Source organism: Glycomyces albidus (assembly GCF_009451885.1).
Lineage (GTDB): Bacteria > Actinomycetota > Actinomycetes > Mycobacteriales > Micromonosporaceae > Glycomyces > Glycomyces albidus.
In genome coordinates, this window is sequence record NZ_WIAO01000005.1 from 207,718 (window position 1) to 227,812 (window position 20,095).

Annotated in this window: 17 protein-coding genes; 7 read left to right on the forward strand and 10 right to left on the reverse strand. The window is 70.2% G+C overall.

Going from position 1 to position 20,095, the window contains the following annotated elements; translation table 11 throughout:
• Positions 1 to 9: 9 nt before the first annotated feature.
• Positions 10 to 909 (reverse strand): transporter substrate-binding domain-containing protein, encoded by a 900-nt coding sequence (locus tag GFD30_RS06840; protein ID WP_153024429.1) that lies wholly within the window; start codon positions 907 to 909, stop codon positions 10 to 12.
• 219 nt (positions 910 to 1,128) lie between these two features.
• On the opposite strand from GFD30_RS06840, the gene GFD30_RS06845 reads away from it, so the two are divergent.
• Entirely contained in the window at positions 1,129 to 1,932 is an 804-nt protein-coding gene (locus tag GFD30_RS06845) for a GntR family transcriptional regulator (RefSeq protein WP_194201872.1), read from the forward strand.
• A 135-nt stretch (positions 1,933 to 2,067) separates the two neighbouring features.
• On the forward strand, positions 2,068 to 2,868 hold the full coding sequence (locus GFD30_RS06850; protein WP_153024431.1) for an SGNH/GDSL hydrolase family protein: 801 nt from the start codon (positions 2,068 to 2,070) through the stop codon (positions 2,866 to 2,868).
• 65 nt (positions 2,869 to 2,933) lie between these two features.
• Here GFD30_RS06850 and GFD30_RS26195 read toward each other — a convergent pair whose 3' ends face one another.
• The 3 genes from GFD30_RS26195 to eccD form a co-directional block, all read right to left on the reverse strand.
• The gene (locus GFD30_RS26195; protein WP_194201873.1) at positions 2,934 to 3,722 is read right to left on the reverse strand and encodes a hypothetical protein; all 789 of its coding nucleotides are present in this window, start codon (positions 3,720 to 3,722) and stop codon (positions 2,934 to 2,936) included.
• 129 nt (positions 3,723 to 3,851) lie between these two features.
• Entirely contained in the window at positions 3,852 to 5,441 is a 1,590-nt protein-coding gene (gene eccB, locus GFD30_RS06860) for a type VII secretion protein EccB (protein WP_153024432.1), read from the reverse strand.
• Positions 5,442 to 5,477: 36 nt separating this feature from the next.
• Positions 5,478 to 6,881 (reverse strand): type VII secretion integral membrane protein EccD, encoded by a 1,404-nt coding sequence (eccD, locus tag GFD30_RS06865; protein ID WP_194201874.1) that lies wholly within the window; start codon positions 6,879 to 6,881, stop codon positions 5,478 to 5,480.
• A 182-nt stretch (positions 6,882 to 7,063) separates the two neighbouring features.
• Between eccD and eccCa the strand changes: the two genes are divergently transcribed.
• Together eccCa and GFD30_RS06875 are read left to right on the forward strand one after the other, a co-directional pair.
• Positions 7,064 to 11,104, forward strand: coding sequence for a type VII secretion protein EccCa (gene eccCa, locus GFD30_RS06870; RefSeq protein WP_322633021.1), 4,041 nt, complete (start codon positions 7,064 to 7,066; stop codon positions 11,102 to 11,104).
• A gap of 111 nt (positions 11,105 to 11,215) precedes the next feature.
• The gene (locus GFD30_RS06875) at positions 11,216 to 12,292 is read left to right on the forward strand and encodes a hypothetical protein (RefSeq protein ID WP_153024434.1); all 1,077 of its coding nucleotides are present in this window, start codon (positions 11,216 to 11,218) and stop codon (positions 12,290 to 12,292) included.
• Between the two features lies 1 nt (position 12,293).
• Here GFD30_RS06875 and GFD30_RS06880 read toward each other — a convergent pair whose 3' ends face one another.
• From GFD30_RS06880 to GFD30_RS06890, 3 genes are read right to left on the reverse strand one after another with little or no spacing between them, the layout of a single operon-like run.
• Positions 12,294 to 12,854: a hypothetical protein gene (locus GFD30_RS06880; protein ID WP_153024435.1), complete on the reverse strand. Its 561-nt coding sequence runs from the start codon at positions 12,852 to 12,854 to the stop codon at positions 12,294 to 12,296.
• A gap of 47 nt (positions 12,855 to 12,901) precedes the next feature.
• Positions 12,902 to 14,626: an alpha/beta hydrolase gene (locus GFD30_RS06885; protein WP_153024436.1), complete on the reverse strand. Its 1,725-nt coding sequence runs from the start codon at positions 14,624 to 14,626 to the stop codon at positions 12,902 to 12,904.
• A 2-nt stretch (positions 14,627 to 14,628) separates the two neighbouring features.
• Entirely contained in the window at positions 14,629 to 14,991 is a 363-nt protein-coding gene (locus GFD30_RS06890) for a hypothetical protein (RefSeq protein ID WP_153024437.1), read from the reverse strand.
• A gap of 274 nt (positions 14,992 to 15,265) precedes the next feature.
• Between GFD30_RS06890 and GFD30_RS06895 the strand changes: the two genes are divergently transcribed.
• Positions 15,266 to 16,741 carry a S8 family peptidase gene (locus tag GFD30_RS06895; RefSeq protein ID WP_194201875.1) on the forward strand — a complete coding sequence of 492 codons (1,476 nt, stop codon included), beginning with the start codon at positions 15,266 to 15,268 and terminating at the stop codon, positions 16,739 to 16,741.
• Between the two features lie 112 nt (positions 16,742 to 16,853).
• On the opposite strand, the gene GFD30_RS27490 is transcribed toward GFD30_RS06895, so the two are convergent.
• Both GFD30_RS27490 and GFD30_RS06905 read right to left on the reverse strand, forming a co-directional pair.
• Positions 16,854 to 18,092, reverse strand: a complete 1,239-nt coding sequence (locus GFD30_RS27490; RefSeq protein ID WP_153024439.1) for a hypothetical protein — start codon at positions 18,090 to 18,092, stop codon at positions 16,854 to 16,856.
• Positions 18,093 to 18,139: 47 nt separating this feature from the next.
• A complete protein-coding gene (locus GFD30_RS06905; protein ID WP_153024440.1) occupies positions 18,140 to 18,715 on the reverse strand; it encodes a hypothetical protein in 576 nt (191 codons plus the stop codon).
• 496 nt (positions 18,716 to 19,211) lie between these two features.
• On the opposite strand from GFD30_RS06905, the gene GFD30_RS06910 reads away from it, so the two are divergent.
• Together GFD30_RS06910 and GFD30_RS06915 are read left to right on the forward strand one after the other, a co-directional pair.
• Positions 19,212 to 19,493 (forward strand): WXG100 family type VII secretion target, encoded by a 282-nt coding sequence (locus tag GFD30_RS06910; protein ID WP_194201876.1) that lies wholly within the window; start codon positions 19,212 to 19,214, stop codon positions 19,491 to 19,493.
• Positions 19,494 to 19,534: 41 nt separating this feature from the next.
• Positions 19,535 to 19,819, forward strand: coding sequence for a WXG100 family type VII secretion target (locus tag GFD30_RS06915; protein ID WP_153024442.1), 285 nt, complete (start codon positions 19,535 to 19,537; stop codon positions 19,817 to 19,819).
• A gap of 186 nt (positions 19,820 to 20,005) precedes the next feature.
• Here the strand turns inward: GFD30_RS06915 and GFD30_RS06920 are convergent, their stop codons facing one another.
• Complete coding sequence (locus GFD30_RS06920; protein WP_322633022.1) at positions 20,006 to 20,092, reverse strand: IS3 family transposase; 87 nt, start codon at positions 20,090 to 20,092, stop codon at positions 20,006 to 20,008.
• Positions 20,093 to 20,095 lie beyond the last annotated feature (3 nt).

Sequence of the window (20,095 nt, forward strand, 5' to 3'; positions counted from 1 at the left end):
GCCGGCCTCCTACTGGTAGGTGTCCGGGCAGAGGTCCTCGGCGGTGAGGCCGTCGGGGTGGTTCTCCTCCAGGGTGAAGCCGTAGGGGCCGGTGAGCTCCTCCCACTTGGCGGTGTCGCCGAGGAGCTTCTCGAGCTCGTCGTTGACCGCGTCGCGGAAGTCGGCGTCGCTGGGCTGGAACACGGCCGCGCCGGCGCCGATGATGTCCTCGCCGGTCGCGGGGTCGACCAGCCAGAAGCCCTCGGAGACCTCGAGCTCGGGGTCGTCCGCGGCGGCGAGGCGGAGGTTGGCGCTGGTGAGCGCGATCGCGTCGCAGCGGCCGGCCTTGAGTTCGAGGATGAGCGAGTCGAGGTTGGCCTGCACGTTGATGCGGCCCTCGTCGTAGATCTGGTCGGCGATCTCGTGCTCGCTGGTGCCGTTCATGACCCCGACGACGCCGTCGGTGCCGGCCATCGAGTTGAAGTCGGTGTAGCCGCCGGGGTTGCCGGCGAGGGTCATGAGGGCGTCGGGCATGACGTAGTCGGGGTTGGCGAAGGCGACGGCCTCGCAGCGTTCGGGGGTGACGTACATGCCGGCGATCACGATGTCGTGGTTGGTGCCCAGGCCGGTGATGAGCGAGTCCCACTCGGTGAGCTTCCACTCGATCTGGTCGGCCTTGATGCCGAGCTGCTCCAGCAGGTAGAGCTGGGTGTCGACGGACTGGCCGGTGACGGCGCCGTCGTCGCCGGTGTAGGCGTAGGGGGCCTCGTCGGCGTAGGCGACGCGGATGGTGGCGCCGTCCCTGGCCTCGTCGAGCAGTCCGCCGCCGCCGGCGTCGGTCCGGGAGCAGGCCCCGAGGGCGAGCGCCGCCGCCCCGGCCGAGCCGCCGAGGAGCAGATGGCGGCGGTTCAGTTGCATTTCGTTCGACACTTCGGTCGCCTCCTGAGTCAGGTGTCTTGCCGACCCTAACGTTCTATTGTAAGTTTGTCGACAATCTGATTATCGACGTTCGGTAACGAACCTGCAAACGCGTGCCGCGGCCCGGTCGACGGCCCGGCCGCCCGGACGCAACCCGGTCCCGACATCGAACGTGGTGTACGGGTCGGCAGTAAGATGCTGCCCAGAAGCGACAGAGGGAGACAGGACAGCGTGGCGACTCGCAGCAGCGGACTGAGCGGGCTCGAAGGCGGCCGGCAGGTGGGGCGCCTCGCTCCCGTGCGCCGCGCCTCGACGGTGGACCTCATCGCCGAGCGCCTCCGCGAAGCGGTCGTCGACGGCTCCCTCCCGCCCGGCACCGTCCTCGGCGAAGCCGAGCTCGCCTACCAGCTCGGCGTCAGCCGCGGCCCCCTCCGCGAGGCCATGCAGCGCCTCACCGCCGAAGGCCTCCTGGTCATCCCGCGCCGCCGCGGCCTCGCCGTCCGCACCATGACCGCCGACGACGTCCGCGACGTCCACTGGCTCCGCGCCCAGATCGAACCCGAACTCGGCCGGCGCATCCTCACCCTGCCGGCCCCCGAGCGGCGCACCGTCCTCGCCGAACTCGGCGCCGAGGTCAAGCGCATGCAGCGCGCCCTCAAGAAGGACGACGCCCGCGCCCTCGGCGACGCCTACCTCGACTTCCACCGCGTCCTCGCCGTCTGGGGCGGGTCGATGCGCCTCGCCCGGATGCTCGGCACCCTCCTCATCGAGACGCGCCTGTGCACCTTCTCGATGTTCGAGCACTTCGAGGTCCACCGCGACCTCGTCCCCGAGCACGTCGCCTTCGTCGAGGCGCTGGCCGCCGACGACGGCGAGCGGTTCGCGGCCCTGGTCCGGGTCCACCTCGAGGCCGAGGTCCGGCGGCTCCTCGCCGAGCCCGAGGGCCCCGGGAAGGGCGAAGCGGACCGCCTGCTGGCCGAGACCCCGGACGAGCCGCAGCCGCTCGACCGGCTCGACCTGCCCGAAGGGCTCTGAGAACCGGTGGCGCCCAGCGGGTGTCGGCACCGGTAAATTTCCCGACTCGGCACATTCCGTTGGTGGACTGTGCGTTATGCAACCGATATAAAGAAGGCTCCCCCAGTCCGGACAAAATTCGAGACGGAGCCCAAAATGTCCTACCCCCGACGAATCTCCACAATGGCGGCGGCTCTGGCCGCCGCCGTCGTGTCGATACTGGCGCTGACCAGCGGTGCGGCCCAAGCCCAGACCATCGAGTACGTCGCCCTCGGCGACTCCTACGCCTCCGGCGTCGGCACCCGCTCCTACCTCGACGACGGCAGCGACTGCTCCCGCTCGGCGGCCGCCTACCCGTCCCTGATCGCCGAGGAGATCGGCGCCGACCTCGACTTCGCGGCCTGCTCGGGCGCCCGGACCGGCGACGTCCTCGACGAGCAGCTCGGCGGGCTCTCCGACTCCACCGACCTGGTCACGATCACCGTGGGCGGCAACGACACCGGCTGGTCCGGCGTGGTGCAGCAGTGCGCCTACCCGTACCCGTGGACCTGCGACCGCCAGATCGACGCGGCCGAGGACTTCATCCGGAACCAGCTCCCCGCCCGGCTCCACAGCGTCTACGACGCCGTCGAAGCGGCCGCCCCGAACGCCGAGATCATCGTCCTGGGCTATCCGCGCCTGTTCAACGGCGAGCAGTGCAACGCCATCACCCGCATCAGCCCCGGTGAGCAGTCCCGGCTCAACGCCGCCGCCGACCTCCTCGCCACCACCATCGGCCAGGTCGCCACCGGCCACGGCTTCGACTACATCGACGTCCGCGACGCCTTCGACGGCCACGCCGTCTGCGACGACACCGAGTGGATCAACGGCCTCTCCTACCCGATCGCCGAGTCCTACCACCCCAACACCGCCGGCCAGCGCGACGGCTACTTCCCGCTGCTGAACGCGCTCGTCTGAACCGCTTCTCTGCGCACGCGCAAGGGCCCCGGCGCAACCCGCCGGGGCCCTTCGACGTCAGTCCGCTACGCGGGGATCACGCCGGACGCGTCGCTGTCGCAGATCAGCCACACGCCCTCCTCCTGGACCAGGTCCAGGCTCATCGTCTCGTCGACCGGGATCGAGCCGAACTCCGGCATCGAGACCTCTCCGGTCATGGACACGTCCACAGTGGCGTCGGTGCCGTCGATGGTCTCGTTCGTGACCTCGTAGTCCAAGGCCACCTCCATCGCGGAGAGGTCGATGCCCTCCATGCCCTCGGCGCTGCCGCTGGAGTACTCCTCCAGGGTCGCGTCCAGTTCGGCCTGGATGTCCGAGCACAGGTACGGGCGCACGTCCTCGGCGAGGGACTCGATGTCGGAGAACCCGCCGCTCTCCATGCCGCTGATCGAGGCCTCCATGTAGCCCTCGACGACCTGGGTGGGGGAGTCGCCCGAACCGGGGGCGCCGCCGCCCCACGGCTGGAGCACGAGGAGGACGATCGCGACGATCAGGACCACCGCGCCGCCGCCGATGCCGAGGATCAGCGGGGTCTTCGACTTCGGCGCCGGCGGCAGCGGGCCGCCGCCCGGCGCGCCGTAGCCCGGCTGGGCCCCGTACCCCGGCTGCTGCGGCTGGCCGTACCCCGGCTGCTGGCCGTAGCCCGGCTGGGAGGGCTGCCCGTATCCGGGCTGCTGGCCGTAGCCCGGCTGCTGGCCGTAACCGGGCTGCTGGCCGTACCCGGGCTGCTGCGGCTGCTGGCCGTAACCGGGCTGCTGGCCGTACGGGGGTTGTTGATTGGGGTCGTACCCCGGCTGCTGCGGCGGGTAGGCCATGACGCTTCCTCGTTTTGTCGGGAGTGTGTCGCGCCAGGCTAACACGTGTGCCCCATCCCTGAATCCCCAGAAAACGCCAAGGCCGCCGGGAACCGTCGAGCCCCCGGCGGCCGCAGACGTCACCCGGCGTCAGCCGCCGGACTCCGGTTGCGCGCTCTCCTCTTCGCCGGTCTCGAAGCGCGGCGCCTCGCTGTCGTCGATCGTCAGCTGCTTGCGCGCCTCCCACGGGCTCAGGTCGTTGCCACTGGGGATCATGCTGATCATCGTGTGGGGCACCGACACTGCGGACACCCCCTGGTACCCGAGGAGGTTCTGGGTCCGGTTGGTCTCGCCCTCGTCCACGATCCCGAACTGGAACCCGAGGCTGTCCACCAGGAACGTGTTGCTCTGGATGGTCGCCCCCTCGTTCGTGCGGGAGTCGGCGAGGACCGCCCGGCCCGGCGGCAGCACCGTCTGGGCATCCAGGCCCGGGACGCTGGAGTGGATGTCGCCCGCCTCGGTGAACTCGACCGCCTTCGCCGCCTCCGTCAGCGTCGACGGCGCCGAGTCGTACAGGGCGACCTCGATCCTGGTCTGGCCGTCCTCCTGCGAGGTCGGGTCGTACACCGCGCACAGCGCCGGCCGCTCGCTCTCGGGACGCCACACCTCTTCGCTGAGGACGTCCGTCAGGAAGCCGTCCGGGCCGTACGTCGCCTGCGCCCCGGTCGCATCGCGCACCGTGGGGCTCACGGTCACCGGCGTGCCGTACTTCGACTGGAGCAGGTCCTTCTGCGTCTCGGTGATCGGCGCGAACTCATCGCCCTTGTCACTGGTCTTGAGCAGCACGTAGAACGCGCCAGCGACCTCCAGCGGCTGACCGTAGGCGATCGTGGCGCCTTCGTCGGACTCGACGCCCTCTTCCGAAGTGGACTCGAAGTACGGCTCGATGTCGACCTGCAGCGGGGAGCCCGGCAGGATCGTCTCCATGAAGTTCGCGTTGACCGGGATCGCCTCGTCCGCGTTCAGCGCCAGCGAGTTGAGCACGCCGAGGTCGTCGATCCGGAACTTGCGGTCGTTCCACAGTAGGTAGAACAGGTCCCCGCCGTCCGCGCCGCCGCCGGCGACCTTCGTCAGCACCCACTGGTCCTCGCCGAGCCACGACGTGGGCGCCTGCATGTCCTCGATGACGAGCTGGGTCAACTGGTGGGTGTCGACGCTGCCGGCCTCGCGCGGCATCGAGCAGGCGTTCCAGTCCTGGTCCTGGAGGAGCTCCTCCTTCGTCGGCGGCTGGGCCGGCACGTCGTCGATGCCGACCATGAAGCCGCGGGGGATGTCCTTCAACGACGTCGCCTTCAGTGTCTGCACCGGCGGGTCGCCCTCGTACGGCTGGAGGAGGAGGAGCGCCGACGTGAAGTTCGTGACCGGCCAGAGCTTCGCCTCATTGCCCTCGGACGGCTGCTGGCCGTCCGCCGTCGTGTACACGTAGATCGCGCTGGTGCCCTTGACCTGGATGATGTGGTTGAACTCGGGCAGGTCGTTGCCCTTGCCGAACAGCGTCGCGACCGCGAAGCCGCCGAACACGAGCGCCAGGACCATCACCGACACGAAGATCGACAGGCCGATGCGCCGCAGCGGCCGCTCGATCGAGTCGGGGTTGGCCAGCACCAGCGCCTGGTTCATCCGCGAGGTGATGAACTTGTGGGCTTCCACCTGCTCGCGGCGGGAACGCATCTGGGGCATCGGAATTCGCCTCTCGGATCGAAGGGGGAGTGGGGGCTAGCCCCGCAGCGACAGCGCGATGTCGTACAGGTTGCAGACCCAGCCGACCAGCGGCAGGATCGACACGATGAGCAGCGCCTCGATGATGTCGAGGCTGCGGCCCCACGTCGGGGCGATCTTCTTGCCGGCCACGGCCAGGCCGTAGACCATCGCGATGAGCGTCAGGAGCGTCAGCGCGCCGAGGATCACCGTGAGCCGCACCAGGATGTTGCCCTCGCTGGCCACGAAGATCGCCGCGAGGGTCGCGGCCAGGCCGCCCATGCCGCCGGTGAGCATCACGATGCGCGCCGGGCGGTCCTCGATCGTGCGGGCGCGGCTGAGCAGCACCAGCGACAGGATCGTCGACAGGAGGATGCCCGGAAGCGTCCCCGAGAACGCCAGCGCGATCGCGGAGACCAGCCCGGTGACGGCCGCGAACGAGTACAGCGCCTCCAGGTAGTTCCCGGCGTGCTCCGAGAGCTTCAGGATCCGCTTGCCGTCGATGGCCTCGGTGTCCCCCTCCTTCAGCTCCTCGGTGGTCGTCGGCAGCGTCGGCGTGGGCACCATCGCCATCGTCAGGGACAGGCGCGGCGCGGCGGGAAGGAGCACCAGCGCCAGCGGCGCCGCGATCCCCGCGGCCGTGGCGGCGGTCCCGTCCGGGATGATCAGCATCAGCGCGGTGGAGACGCCGAGCACCACCGATCCGAGGATCGTCACGATGAAGACCGGGGCCGAGGCCAGGTCGCCCACGGCCACCATCGCGAGCACGCTGAACAGCAGGATCGCGGCGGCGGCGATGAGCACATGCGGTCCGGCCAGCTCGAACAGGTCCCGCTCGCCGGCGGCGATGAGCAGGCCGCCCACCCCTGAGTACAGGACGGCGGTGACCCCGAAGTACGTCGCGGCCCGGGCGTCGCCCACGGCGCGCGAGAGCAGCGCCGAGGCCCCGACGAGGACCGCGGCGATCGACAGGCCGACGATCGCGCTCGCGAGGTGCCCGGTCAGGAGGAGCGCGAGCGCCCCCACGCAGAGCGCGGCCGTGCCGACCCCGACGCTGAAGCGCTTGGTGGCGAGGTGGTCCCAGCGGTTGCCGCGCTGTTCGGTGGCGGTGGCGACCGCGTCGATCACGTCGTCGAACACGATCTCGGGCTTGGCCGCGTCCGCCGGGTTGAGGTACAGCATCTCGCCGTCGGCGATCGCGAGCTGCGAGCACGAGTGCCCGGTGTCGAGCGGGGCGTCGCCGAGCCGGGCCAGGATCCAGCCGCCGTTGTCTCCCGCCTCGTCGATGTAGTACTCGCCGGCCTGGTGCAGGATCGTCGGCAGCAGGTCGGAGAGGGGGATGTCTGAGGGGAGTGCGAGGTCGATCCTGGTGCGTGGACTGACGATCGTCACCCTGGAGAGAGTGGCCGACTTGGTGCTCACCGCGCGAACCTCCGGGTCAGGTCGAAATCGGGGGGACGGTAAAAGGATAAATCCCGCATGCAACGGCGGGTGTACCGCCCGTGTGGCGATGCGGCTCTACCCTGTTAGTGCGATACTCGACAGAGCGCGCTTATGTCTTTTATACGGCAGGGTGCATCCCCCGGTGAGTACAAGGACCCTCTGTGACGACGAAACTCTTCCGCAGGCCTCCGCGTAAGCGCGGACCTCAGGCCCCCCGCGGCGACATCCTCCTGGAGTCGCCGCCGGACATGCCCGACCCGCAGCCGAAGAACATCTCGCAGTATCTGATGATCCTGCCGATGCTCGCCGGGGCCGCCGCCATGGCCATGATGATGATGAGCCGGACGACCGGCGGGAGCGGCGGCAACAACACGCTCCGCATCGCCATGGGCGCCATGATGGGCATCTCCATGGTCGGCATGATGGCCACCAACCTGGGCGGCAACCGGGCCCAGAAGAAGGCCGAGTTCAACGCCGACCGGCGCGACTACATGCGCTACCTCAACCAGGTGCGGCGCCGCGCGCGGAAGGGCGCCGAGCGCCAGTGGCGCGCGGCCCGGTGGCGCCACCCCGACCCGAAGGCCCTGTGGTCGCTGGTGGGCTCCCGCCGCATGTGGGAGCGGCGCGCGAAGGACGACGACGCGCTCGACGTGCGCGTCGGCATCGGCAAGCAGCGCATGACGATGAAACTGGTGCCTCCCGAGACCAAACCGGTCGAGGACCTGGAGCCGATGACCTCGATGGCGCTCAGACGCTTCGTCGCCGCCCACTCGAACGTCATCGACATACCCCGGTCGATGAAGTACACCGAGGCCGCTCGGGTGGTGCTGCGCGGCGAGCGGGCCACGGTCATGAACAACCTGCGGGCCCAGATCGCCCAGCTCGCGGTGCTCCACTCGCCCGACGACGTGATGATCGCGGTCGTCGCCGACAACGAGCGGATGCCCGAGTGGCACTGGATGAAGTGGCTGCCGCACCTCCAGCACCCCACCGCGGAGGACGGCGCCGGACCGGTCCGGATGTTCTTCAACACCACCACGCAGCTCGAGAACTCGCTGCGCGACCAGCTCTCCAGCCGCGGCGCGTGGTCGCCCGGCGCCACCGCCGGCGAGGGCCAGGCGCACCTGGTCGTCATCCTCGACGGCGGCGAGGTCGACCCGACCGGCATCATCGCCGCCGACGGCATGGCCGGCGTGACCGTGTTCGACTTCTCCGGCTACCTGCCGCGCAAGCCCGGACCGCAGATCAAGCTCTTCGACGTCACCGCGGAGGAGATCTACACGGACCAGGCCGGCCGGCGCCGCGTGCTCGGCAAGCCGGACGCGCTGTCGTACAACCAGGCCGAGGGCATCGCGCGCTCGCTGGCGCCGTGGCGGCTCACGCTCAAGGGCGCATCGGGCTCGACCGAGTCCGGCGACGAGGACGCCTCGCCGATGGCCGCGCCCTCGAGCCTGCCGGAGATGCTCGGCTTCAACGACGCCGCGGCGCTCGACCCGGCCGTGCACTGGCGCGAGAAGCCGATCAAGGACTACCTGAAGGTCCCGATCGGGCCCGGCCCGGACGGCGCCATCGTCGACATCGACTTCAAGGAGTCCGCGGTCGGCGGGATGGGCCCGCACGGGCTCCTCATCGGCGCCACCGGTTCCGGCAAGTCGGAGGTGCTCCGCACCATCGTCGGCTCGCTGATCGCCACGCACTCCTCCGAGGAGCTCAACTTCATCCTCGTCGACTTCAAGGGCGGCGCGACCTTCGCGGCCCTCGACGAGCTGCCGCACGTCTCCGCGGTCATCACCAACCTCGCCGACGAGATCGAGCTGGTCGACCGCATGGCCGACGCGCTCGAAGGCGAACTGGTGCGCCGCCAGGAGGTGCTGCGCGCGACGGGCAACTTCACCAACCGGTGGGAGTACGAGAAGGCCCGCAAGGCCGGGCAGCCGCTCGACCCGATGCCGACGCTGCTGATCATCGCCGACGAGTTCTCCGAGATGCTCGTCGCCAAGCCCGAGTTCATCAACCTGTTCCTCCAGATCGGCCGCATCGGCCGCTCGATCGGCGTGCATATGCTGCTCGCCTCGCAGCGGCTCGAGGAGGGCAAGCTCAAGGGCCTGGACACGTTCCTGTCGTACCGGGTCGCGCTCCGCACCTTCTCGGCGCAGGAGTCGCGCACCGTCATCGGCTCCGGCGCCGCCTACGAGCTGCCGCAGGCCCCCGGCCACGGCTACCTCCAGGTCGGCACCCAGGACCTGGTGCGCTTCCGCGCCGCGTACGTCGGCGGCGCGTACAAGCCGCCGAAGCGGGTCGCCTCGCGCGCCGAGCGCATCGCGGCCGTCCAGCACAAGGTGCAGCGTTTCCTGCCCGGCTTCGTCGAGCTCCCCCCGGAGCCCGAGGTCGAAGAGGAGGAGCCGGAGGAGGACCTGACCACTCCCGCCGAGGCCGCGGAGGACGAGGAGAACGAGAAGCTCTCCGAGCTCGAGGTCATGGTGAACAACTGCATCGGGATGGGCCGCCCGGCCCACCAGGTGTGGCTGCCGCCGCTGGCCGAACCGCCGACCCTCGACCAGCTGCTCCCGCCGCTGGAGGCCGACCCGGTTCGGGGCCTGCACCCGAAGGGCTTCTCGCTCAACGGGAAGCTGCACGCCGTCCTCGGCGAGGAGGACCGGCCGTTCGAGCAGAAGCGCAGCCCGTTCATCGTCGACCTCTCCGGCGCCCAGGGCACCGTGGCGATCGCCGGCGGCGCCCAGTCGGGCAAGTCGACGATGCTCCGGTCGATGATCGGCTCGCTCGCGCTCCTGCACACCCCGCGCGAAGTGCAGTTCTACTGCCTCGACTTCGGCGGTGGCACCCTGCGCGGCCTCGAAGACCTCCCGCACGTCGCGGGCGTCTTCGGCCGGCAGGAGGAAGAGGGCGTGCGGCGCACCATCCAGGAGGTCAACTCCATCCTGGACGAGCGCGAGGCGTTCTTCACCGCCAACAAGATCGACGGCATGGGCTCGTACCGGCGCATGAAGGAGCAGGGCCGGTTCGCCGAGGACCCGTACGGCGACGTGTTCCTGGTGGTCGACAACTGGATGACCCTGCGCGAGGACTTCGAGCCGTTCGTGGACCAGATCCGCGCCATCGGCAACCGGGGCCTGGCGTACGGCGTCCACGTCATGGTCACCTGCACCCGCTGGGGCGACATCCGCATGAACATGCGGGACATGTTCGGCTTGAAGCTGGAGCTGAAGCTCTCGGACAACATGGAGTCCGAGATCGACCGCAAGGCGGCGGCGAACGTGCCGAAGAACCGGCCCGGCCGGGGGCTCTCGCTCGCCAAGCTCCACATCCTGGCCGCGGTGCCGCGCATCGACTCGATCCGGGACGGCGACGACCTCCAGCCCGGCGTCGAGGACTTCGTCAAGAAGGTCAAGCAGGCGTGGCGCGGCCAGCCGTGCCCGCCGGTGCGCCTGCTGCCGAAGCAGCTCCACGTGGCCGACTTCCTCAAGGCGGTCGACCGCTCCAAGCCGGGCATCCCGATCGGCCTCAACGAGGCCGGCCTCAAGCCGGTGTACCTCGACTTCCAGAACGAGCCGCACCTGCTGGTGTTCGGCGACTCGGAGTCGGGCAAGACGAACCTGCTGCGGCACATCGCCCGGCAGATCCAGGCGACGTACACCGCCGACGAGGCCAAGATCATCATGGCCGACTACCGGCGCGGCATGCTCGAGGAGATCCAGAAGCCGACCCTGCTGGACTACGCCATGTCCGGCAAGCACTTCGAGGGCTCGGTGAAGAACCTCAAGGGCCCGATCGAGAAGCGCCTGCCCGGGGACGACGTCACGCCGGCGCAGCTGCGCGACCGGTCGTGGTGGACGGGCCCGGACCTGTACCTGATCGTCGACGACTACGAGATGGTCGCCCAGCGGGTCAACCCGATGGCGGCCATCACGGAGCTCATCCCGGTCGGGCGCGACATCGGCTTCCACGTCATCATCGCCCGCCGCGCCACCGGCGCCGCGCGGGCGCTGATGGACCCCGTCGTGGGCCAGATCAAGTCGCTCGAATCCCCCGGCCTGCTCATGAGCGGCAAGCGGGAAGAGGGCGCGATCTTCGGGAAGCTCCGCCCCAGCCCGCAGCCTCCGGGCCGCGGCACCCTGGTGCGCCGCAAGGACGGCGAGCAGCTCATCCAGACGACGCTGCTCCCGCCGAACGGCCAGGGCTAGGAACGCGAGGGCAGGGCCGCCCCCCGGATGCAACCGGAGGGCGGCCCTGCGGCGTACTACGCTCGTATCGGCGCGAATCCCCCTGCGCCACCGAACACCCGAAAGCCCTGAATGAACCCACTGCTCACGCCCCCCGGCATCGACCCTGCGCCGCTCGCGGCCCGGGCCCGTCCGGCGTGGCCGCCGCCCGGCGTGCTCACCCTCCAGGTGCTGCTGCTCGCCGAGGCCGCGGCCGTCGTCGCGGTCTGGCTGTGGAGCTGGCGCGGCGTCCAGGCGTACGCGTGGCCCGGCGTCGACAACGGCCTTGCCGAGCGCGGGATCGCCTACCTGCTCGTGCTCGCCCCCTCGGTCCCCGTGAACGTGCTCGCCGCGATCTGGCTCGGCCGCGGCGGACGCCGCGCCCGCCTCTACCTCGCCGCCGCGGGAGCGCTCGCCCTCGTCCAGCTCGTGATCCTCCTGACGCCCTCGGCGCTGCCGGTGCGCGAGGCCATGACCGACGGGGCGGCCGCCGTCGGGATCGCGTTCCTCACCGCCACCGGCCCGATCCTGTTCGTCGGCGCGGTCGTCGCCGTCACCGCGAAGGCGCGCGGCTGGCTCGGCGCCGAACCGGATCGGCCGCGCAGCCGCATCGCGGGCATCGAGACCGCCGTGTGGTCCCTCGCCCTGCTCCTCGCCGTAGCCGCCGGAGCCGAAGTGCGCCAATGGGCCCTGGCCGCCGCCGAACCGGGGGAGCCGCGCGGCGAGTACACCGAGGCCGGCACCTGGGCGCGGCTCGAAGACGCCGTCGCCGAGACCACCGACGCGCTCCCGGCCTTCTCGGGGTTCGCGACCCGCACCGTCGACGTCGCCGACTGCGGCTACCGCACCCCCGCCGGGCTCGCGACCTACCGGTACACGGTCGTGTACGAGCTGCGCGCCGCGGACTTCCCCGCCTACGAGGCGGCCATCGAGACCCGCTGGGCCGAAGGCGACTACGAGCTCACCTACGACGGCGCGACGTTCGAGGGCGTCCGCCGCATCACCGCCGAACGCGCCGACGAGATCGCCCTCGGCTACACCGGCGGCGCGCAGCCGGCCCTGACGGTCGCGAGCGGCTGCGTCGAACGCGTCGACGCCGAACCCGAATGCGTTCCCGCCCAGGGCGAACCGACCACCGACCGGGTCCTCGGCATCGCCTGCCGGGACTGACTCACAGGCCCGAGTAGTCAGCCTCGCCGCCGTCCCGGCCCTCCACCGGGATGCCGTCGGGGAAGTACTCCCCGACGAGGTCGCCCTCGCCGCCCGGTGTGACGCCGCCCGCCGGCGGCACGTAGGCGATCTCGCCCGGTTCGCTGCGCTCCACGCACCCCGACTGCACCACCAGGCCGACGACCCCGGAGACGCGGTACCAGAGGTTCAGGCCGTCCTCGCGCAGCGCCTCCACGTTCCGGTCGACCCGGCCGCTCGCCAGCGCCACCTCGTCGTCCCGATGCACGTCGTACCCGTCCGCCTCCCACTGCCCGCGCAGCGCCGCCGCGTACGTCTCGCGCACCAGCGGGTCGCCCCACAGTGGCTCGGCGAACATGTACGAGATCTCAATCCCCACATGGCCGGGGTCGCCGCCGTCCCCGTGGCCGCACGGCAGCTCGTGCCAGGTGCGCGAGGCGAAACCGGGGAAGTCCGGCAGCGCCTCGACCGCCTCGGCCACGGCGGCCTCCATCGGGGCGTACATCTCGGCCTGCGCGGGCCGGTGCGGTTCGGTGTCGGTCATGGAGCATCCTGCGAGCAGTAGTGGAAGGACGAGGGCGGCGCTCGGCTTCACCGGACGCCGCTGGTCTGGCCGGTCACGATATAGGCCAGGTTGTCGCGGGCGACGTTGCGGGGATGGCCGTTGTCGCCGTCCCAGTAGGAGGAGTGGTTCTCCGCGTTGTCCTTCCACAGCTCCTCGAACCCGTCGGCGTCGCGGGTGGCGTCGCTCTGGAACGTCCGGCCGCCGAACGCGTCCGAGACCGGGTCGGTGCCGTGGACGAGGTCGTCGTGGTCCGAGGCGAAGTACCCGAGCGCGCCGCCGATGAGCCCGCCCGCGGCACCGCCGACGAGCCCGCCGGCGCCGCCGCCGGCGATCGCGCCGATCGCGTCCTCCCTGGCCCAGCCGATGATGTCCTCCTCGTTCCTGGTGGCCCACACCCGGTCCGGGTCGATCCCGAGGTCCGAAGCCGAGTCGACGCCGACGCCCGGCGAGGCGACGAACACCATGTCGTCGACGTCCAAGCCGGCGTCGCGCGCGGCGATGCCCACAGTCGTCGACCCGTACGAGTGACCGGTGACCGTGACGTGCGACGCGCCGTCCTCGTCGACCGCGCGCAGGCCCGACGCGAACGAGCTGAGGTCCTCCGCCGCATCCTCCGCATAGCCCCGGTCCATGGCGTGGGGGACGATCTCGTCGGGGGCGTCGTAGCCGAGCCACAGCACCGACGCGGTCGAGCTGCCCGGGTCGGCCCAGTACGCGTCGCCGGCCATGAGCTCGGCCCGGTCGAGGCTGCCTCCGACGTTCCCCAGGTCGGTTCCCGTGCCCGGCACCAGGACCGACACGTGGTCGGCGGTGTCGGGGTTCCCGATCGCGACGACGGCGCGCCCGTCCCCGGCCGACGAGTAGCCGAGCAGGTACCGCTCGAGCGCGGGACCGCCCGACCCGACCTGGTACGGCTCGCCCACCTCGTCCCGCAGCCGCACGAGGTCCCGCTGCGTGTCCCGCAGGCCCTCCAGTCGCCGCCGCAGGTCCTCGTCGCCGGGGTCGGCGGCGAGCCGGTCCTCGACGGCCTCGATCTCGTTCTCGCGCCGTTCGAGCTCGCCGTCGAGGAGGGTCCGGTTCGCCGAGTCCCTGACGGCCGTGGGGATCCCGTCGACCTGGGCCAGCAGCTCCGGCCTGGCCTCGAGCAGGCCCTGCTGCTCGAACGGCGAGAGCCCGTCCCACCACGCGTTCACCGCGGCGGGGTCCGCCCCGCCGTCGAGCATGTCCTGGAAGTCGTCGGCGAGCGCGACGCCGGCCGCCAGCTCCGCCCGCTCACCCGCGTCCGTCGTGCCCGCGATCGCGGCGACCGCGGCGTGCAGGGTCTCGTCGGCCTCGCCCACCGCGTCGAGGATCGCCTCGACCCGCCGCTCGAACGCGGCCGCGTCCTCGGCCGACTCGGCCGTCACGACCCCGTCGGCGTCGACCGACAGGCCCTCGGGCAGCGACGCGAGCAGCTCCTCGAGCTCCTCCTGCCGGTCCTTGAAGACCGCCACCGCGTCCTCGATCGCCGCCGCGATCCGGCGGCACTCGCCAGCCCGCTCCACGGCGTCGTCGGCGATGAGCTTCACCCGCGACCGCACTTCCTCGGCCACCGTCCCGGTCCACTCGGCCTCGCCGAGCCGCCTGCGCCGCAGGTCGTCCAGCTCGGCCTCCCGCTCCTCCAGCCGCCCGGCCTGGGCCAGCCACTGCTCCCCGACGGCCGCGAGCGGCCCGAAGTCGGCATCGCGCAACGCGCGGTACGAGACCGCCACGGCTACTCCGGCACCGGCGTCGCGCGCGAGCCCGGATCGACCGGGAACACGTCGGGGTCGGCGTACTGCGCGAACAGCTCCGCGGTCATCGCATCGAGGTCCACATGCTGCACCGCGTACACCGCCAGGAACGCCCCCAGCTCCTCCACCCGGCCCCGCAGCCCGGGCACGACCGCGCCCTCCCACCGCTCGACCGCCTGCACCACTTCACCGATCCCGCTGAAGGCACCGGTGTCCACCGACCCCTCCAGCGCGCCGGCCTCACCGGCGACCTGCTTGAAGTCCTCGTACATCCCGTCCGAGGCGGCGAACATCGCGACACCGCCCTGCTTGATCTCCTCGGGGTCCAGCGAAAGGTCAACCATGCTGCGCCCCAAGGGAACAGCAGCGGGCAAGGCGGGGCGAGACCGGTGGGGCGCTCACGGGGGGGTCCAATCTCTCGTGCGTCGATCCACACGCAGCGTACAAATCCCAGGTAAACGGGCGATAGCGGCAACACGGAGAACGTCCCGTCCGTGACCGAATCGTTATGATTCGCTGGCCGTCCTCCGTGGCTCGCAGGGCCGGAACAGGTCCGGTATGTTGTGGGGCAGAGCGGACAGCGCTGTAACGACCGGCACACGGAAGGGGTCCAACCCTATGGCCATACCTCTCACGCCACCCTCCGCCGAACCCCGATCCCCACGCCGCGGCCTCCGCACCGCCCTGGCAGCCGGCCTGACGACCCTGGCCGCCACGGCGGCGGTCACGGCGGCGCCGGGTGTCGCGCTGGCCCAGGGCGACCCGTTCTTCACCGAGAACGCTTGGGTGACCGACCAGATCCAGGCGGCGGGCGCTTGGGAGAACTCGCAGGGCGAAGGCATCACGGTCGCGGTGATGGACACCGGTGTCGGACAGCACCCGGTGTTCGACGGCAAGGACGTCCTGCCGGGCTTCTCCCTCTACTCGGATGAGCCCGACGGGCGCATTGACAATCATGGCCACGGCACTGCGATCGCGGCAGGAGTGCTGCTCGCGGCTCCGGAGGCCACGATCATGCCGGTGCGTTTCTACACAGGTGTCGAGTCGGGTTTCGGTGGCGTATGGGGTGAGGCGCAGTACGACGCGTTCCGAAGGGTCGCGGACGAAGGCGCCGACATCGTGGTGCTTCCCTGGTCACTGGAGGGAAACGAGAACCTGCTCCCCGAAGACCTCGAGGCGCTTCAATACGTCATCGACAAGGGCGCGATCGTGATCGCGGGCGCGGGCAACGACGCTGAGAGCGGTGTTGCCAACCCCGCCGCGGTGCCGGGTGTCGTCGCCGTGACCGGTACCCGGAGCGATGGGAGCGTCTGGAGCGACGTGCTTTCGACCGGTCCCGAAGTCGCGCTCGCCGCGCCGGCGGACGAAATGACCGTCCCTCTCCCTCAGACCGACTCCCTTGGAGACTCCGAACTCCATGAGCTGGTTTCCGGCGGTACGTCCATGGCGTCCGCGATTACGGCCGGAGTGGCGGCGTTGACTTGGGCCGCACACCCCGACCTCGACGCCAGCAATGTCATCCAGCGGCTGCTCCAGACCGCAGGTGACGGCAACGGTGACAGGGACGACGTGTCCGGATTCGGTCTCTTGAACGCCGACCAGGCCGTCAACGCCGAGGGCATCGAACCGGTGGAGGAGAACCCGCTCGGCTACCCGATGGGCGAGGCGGGCGCCAGCGGCGCCACTCCTGACGACACCCCGTCCGAGGGTGCCGAGGAGGAGCCGGGCGCGGCATCCCCGGGAGGCCCTTCGGCGGCCGCCGAAGGCAACAAGGAGTCGAACCTCTCGGCGATCATCGTGGTCGCGGCCGCGGTCGTGCTGCTCGGCGCCGCAGCCGCCGTCTGGCTGGTCCTTCGCGGGCGGGGCCGCAAAGCCGCTCAGTCGCAGCAACCCCCGGGCAGCGATCCGACCCAGGTCGGCTACCAGCAGCCCGCGGCCGCCACCCAGCAGTATGTGCCGCCGATGGGCGGCCAGGGGTACGGAGGACCGCCGGGACAGCAGGGCTACAGCAGCCCGCCGCAGGGGTTCAGCCAGCCGGGCAGTCCCACTGAGCCGAGCCCGCCGTGGCGCCCGGACGACCGGAACCAGCGCTAGACGTTCAGGGCCGCAGCCGTTCGGCTGCGGCCCTTCGTATTCGATATCGGTCAAGCGAGAGGGGCGAGCGGCCAAGGCCGCTCGCCCCTCATCGACTGCTCAGAGCCGTCCGTCAGTCGTCGTCGAGTTCCTCGTCCCGGACGCGGTTCCGGCTCCAGTCGACGTCGTCCTCCCGCAGCCAGGTCTCCCTGGTGTAGGTGTCCTCGTCGTCCTCGTCGTTGTAACCGGAGCGGGTGCCGCCGCGAGCGCCGGTGCCGCTGCGGCCTCCAGGGGCCCCGGCACGGTTGCCGGTTCCGCCGCCGCTGTTCAGACCGCCGCGACCGCCGGTGCCGGAACCGGACCGGCTGGTACCAGAGGAGGCGCCGGCGCGAGCCGGGCTCGTGTTGCCGGTGCCGCGACCGGGCGCGCTGCCGGCACCGCCGCCGGACGTCGCGGGACCGAACAGGCCCGCACCCCCACCCAGGAGGCTGGCGCCGCCCGCTCCGGTGCCGCCGCCGGCCGGCATGTAGCCGGTGCCGCCACCGCCGCCGGGCATGTAACCGTGGGCGAGACCACCACCGCCGACGTCGCCGTCGATGTCGTCGTACGAACCGGGCATCCAGTCGTCGGTCACCGGATCGAGGTCGTCATCCGTACCGAGGACGCCGTCGGCTCCAGCGGTGTCGGCGCCCGAGACGGCGCCAGGGGCGTCCGGGACGTCGTTGGAGTTCGTCAGGCCGTTCTCGGCGAACACCCCGCCGGTCGGCGGCTGGTATGTGCTGTTGCCGGGCATGTCGCTGGGGGGTGGAGGCGGCGGCTCGGCGAAGATCGGGTTGACCACCCGCTCGTACGCGTACTTGTCGCCGAGGTCGGCGACGATCTGGGCCATCCGGTCGTGCCGAGCATCGAGGTACTGCTGGTACTGCTGCTCGTACTGCGGCTTCTTCGTCTGGTAGTCCGGGTCCGTCTCGCTGTGGCCGTTGCTGTCCAGCCACTCCTCGTACGTCTGCGTCGAGCTCGGGTACAGGTCCTCGCTCGCTGCGTCGGTCTGCGCCGTCTTGAGCGCTTGGGCGAGCGCCGGAAGGGTCAGTTCTCCGAGGTCCTTCATACCGTCCTCAGAGGTCCGGCTGTACTCCTCGACGATCGCCATGCGATTCTCGAACTCGTCAGCCGCGGTCCCCGTCCACTGCGTCCGCAGGGACTGCACATGGACGACCATCTCCTCCCGGGCCGCCTTCATGCCGCTCGCAGCGGTGACCCAGATCGAACCGCCCTGATCGACGCCCCAGTCGTCACCTTCTTGGAGCATGTTCCAGAGCTGCTCTTGGCTATAGGTGCTCTTGTAGAAGTCTTTGCCTTTGCCGTAACCCATCCTCGGCTCCTTCCTAGGGGTTCAGGCCGTCAGCCATCTCGCCGGGGCTAGAGCATCCCGGGTTCTTCGTCCTCAGGAGCCGGCTGGTCCTGACCGCCTGTGGGATTGTCCCCGCGGGCCTCCTCGACATCGCTCTCGGTGATCCCGCCGCCGCGACTGTCGAACTCGTTCTGGATGCTGGAGACCGAAGCAGAGATCGCGCCGTCGTTCTCGAGATAGCTGGTCTTGATGTCCTCGCTGATGACCTTGCCGGTGTTGAGGCCGTGAGCGACGCGGTCGATCTGCTCGGCGCGCCCCGGGTAGGTGATGCTCTTGTACGCCTCGGCGAGCAGCTTCGCGTCCTCGAAGCCGCCGAACGGAAGGTTCACCGTGTCGACCTCGCGCAGGCTCCCGGAGTTCATGTACTCGGGGTTCGCGCCCTCGCGCAGGCGCACCACTCTGCCGCCGAGCACTTGGCTGCGGTAGTACTCCAGGTCGCTGAGCGTCAGACCCATCTGGGAAATGAACTCGTCGAAGGACTCCTCGGTCATCTGGAACCGGGTGCCGCTGGAGTCGGTCACTGTGTAGGTGCCGTCGGTGTTCTGGACCGCACCGCCACCCATGTCCTCGGGAAGCAACGTCATCACCTCGATGGGTCGAGTTTCGTCAGGGGGTATGGTCGGGGCTCCCGCGCATCGTCACGCCGTGCTGTGGGCACGCGGCCGCTCCGATCGTGCTCGCTCCAGCATACCGATGCAACGCAATCCGGGCGCCGTTGGCGGCCCGGCACGGCACGAACCGGGGAGATCGGGACACATAGGAGCATGCCAGGCTCGCGCGACCTGCGACGGCACCGGAACGCTCAGTTGCCGACCGACGTGACGCGGCGTCCCATTCGACCCGACTACCCCAGGCGTCGCCCTGGTTGCCCCGTACGCCCGACGTGGCACAAAGTGGGGATACACGGGCCTCGTCACTACTAGTAAACTCGGAGACGCACCGCCAGCCCGGTGAGTTTGCACGGACGGGTTATGGTGACTGCGGAATCGATGAAAAACTCACTGGGATACCCCTGACGGCCTAGATCTCTAGAGCCGCAGCCCCCGGTTCAACGATCAGGAGGTGTATTCGATGGTTCAGATGACAGTCGAGACAGTCCAACAGGCTGCCGTAGACACGCTGAACTGCCGCCAGGAGGTCGACGGCACGCTCGGCGAGCTCCGTACGCTCTGCGACTCGCTCATTGCTTCTTGGCAGGGCGCCGGCGCCACCGCGTTCTCCGAGACCATGGAGATCTGGGACAGGGAAGCCAAGGACCTCCTCGACGCGCTCGAGAACATCGCGAACATGCTGGACGCCAGCGCCACCGCGACCGACGAGCAGGACGCGACCAGCTCCCAGGGCTTCGAAGGCCTGCTCTAACCAACCCCCCCCCCCGAGACTTTAGGAAGAGGTGACCTGACATGCCCGGAGCGATTGCTCTTAATTACGCGGAGATGGAAGACGCGCACCAGCGCATTCTCAGCGGTTCCCAGTCCATCAACGACAACCTCGCCGACCTCGGCAGCAAGCTCGACGCCCTCGAATGGGAGGGTGACGACCGCGTTGCGTACATGGAGCAGCGGGCCGAGTGGGAAGGCTCGATGGCGAAGATCAACGAGATCCTCGAGGCCATCGGCGGCGCCGTCGACCGTGCCCGGCAGAACTACGCCGACACCGAGGCCGCCAACGCTCTGAAGTTCCGGTAAGCCGGACTTCCACACTGCCAGGCGAGCAAAGACCCGGGACGATCCCTGATCGCCCGGGTCTTTCGCCGTCCATCTGCAGACGACCGCAGCCGGCTCCGTAACAGGACCCTCGAGGGAAGCCGCACAGAACAAGAGGGGCGCAGTCCGATTGAACTGGTCCCCGATTGTTGGACTGGTGTTTGAAGGCTAGGCCATGAGGGTCTGGGCCCGGTATGCAGCCGGGGTCAGGCCCTCAAGCCGTGTGTGGATGCGTTCGGTGTTGTACCAGCGGATGTA

Bases quoted from the DNA above. Each gene is read 5' to 3' on its own strand.
- GFD30_RS06895 (WP_194201875.1), top strand. From the start codon at position 15,266: ATGGCCATACCTCTCACGCCACCCTCCGCCGAACCCCGATCCCCACGC.
- GFD30_RS06875 (WP_153024434.1), top strand. From the start codon at position 11,216: ATGAACCCACTGCTCACGCCCCCCGGCATCGACCCTGCGCCGCTCGCG.
- eccB (WP_153024432.1), bottom strand. From the start codon at position 5,441: ATGCCCCAGATGCGTTCCCGCCGCGAGCAGGTGGAAGCCCACAAGTTC.
- GFD30_RS06915 (WP_153024442.1), top strand. From the start codon at position 19,535: ATGCCCGGAGCGATTGCTCTTAATTACGCGGAGATGGAAGACGCGCAC.
- GFD30_RS06910 (WP_194201876.1), top strand. From the start codon at position 19,212: ATGACAGTCGAGACAGTCCAACAGGCTGCCGTAGACACGCTGAACTGC.
- GFD30_RS06905 (WP_153024440.1), bottom strand. From the start codon at position 18,715: ATGACGTTGCTTCCCGAGGACATGGGTGGCGGTGCGGTCCAGAACACC.
- GFD30_RS06880 (WP_153024435.1), bottom strand. From the start codon at position 12,854: ATGACCGACACCGAACCGCACCGGCCCGCGCAGGCCGAGATGTACGCC.
- GFD30_RS06850 (WP_153024431.1), top strand. From the start codon at position 2,068: ATGTCCTACCCCCGACGAATCTCCACAATGGCGGCGGCTCTGGCCGCC.
- GFD30_RS06890 (WP_153024437.1), bottom strand. From the start codon at position 14,991: ATGGTTGACCTTTCGCTGGACCCCGAGGAGATCAAGCAGGGCGGTGTC.
- GFD30_RS27490 (WP_153024439.1), bottom strand. From the start codon at position 18,092: ATGGGTTACGGCAAAGGCAAAGACTTCTACAAGAGCACCTATAGCCAA.
- GFD30_RS26195 (WP_194201873.1), bottom strand. From the start codon at position 3,722: ATGGCCTACCCGCCGCAGCAGCCGGGGTACGACCCCAATCAACAACCC.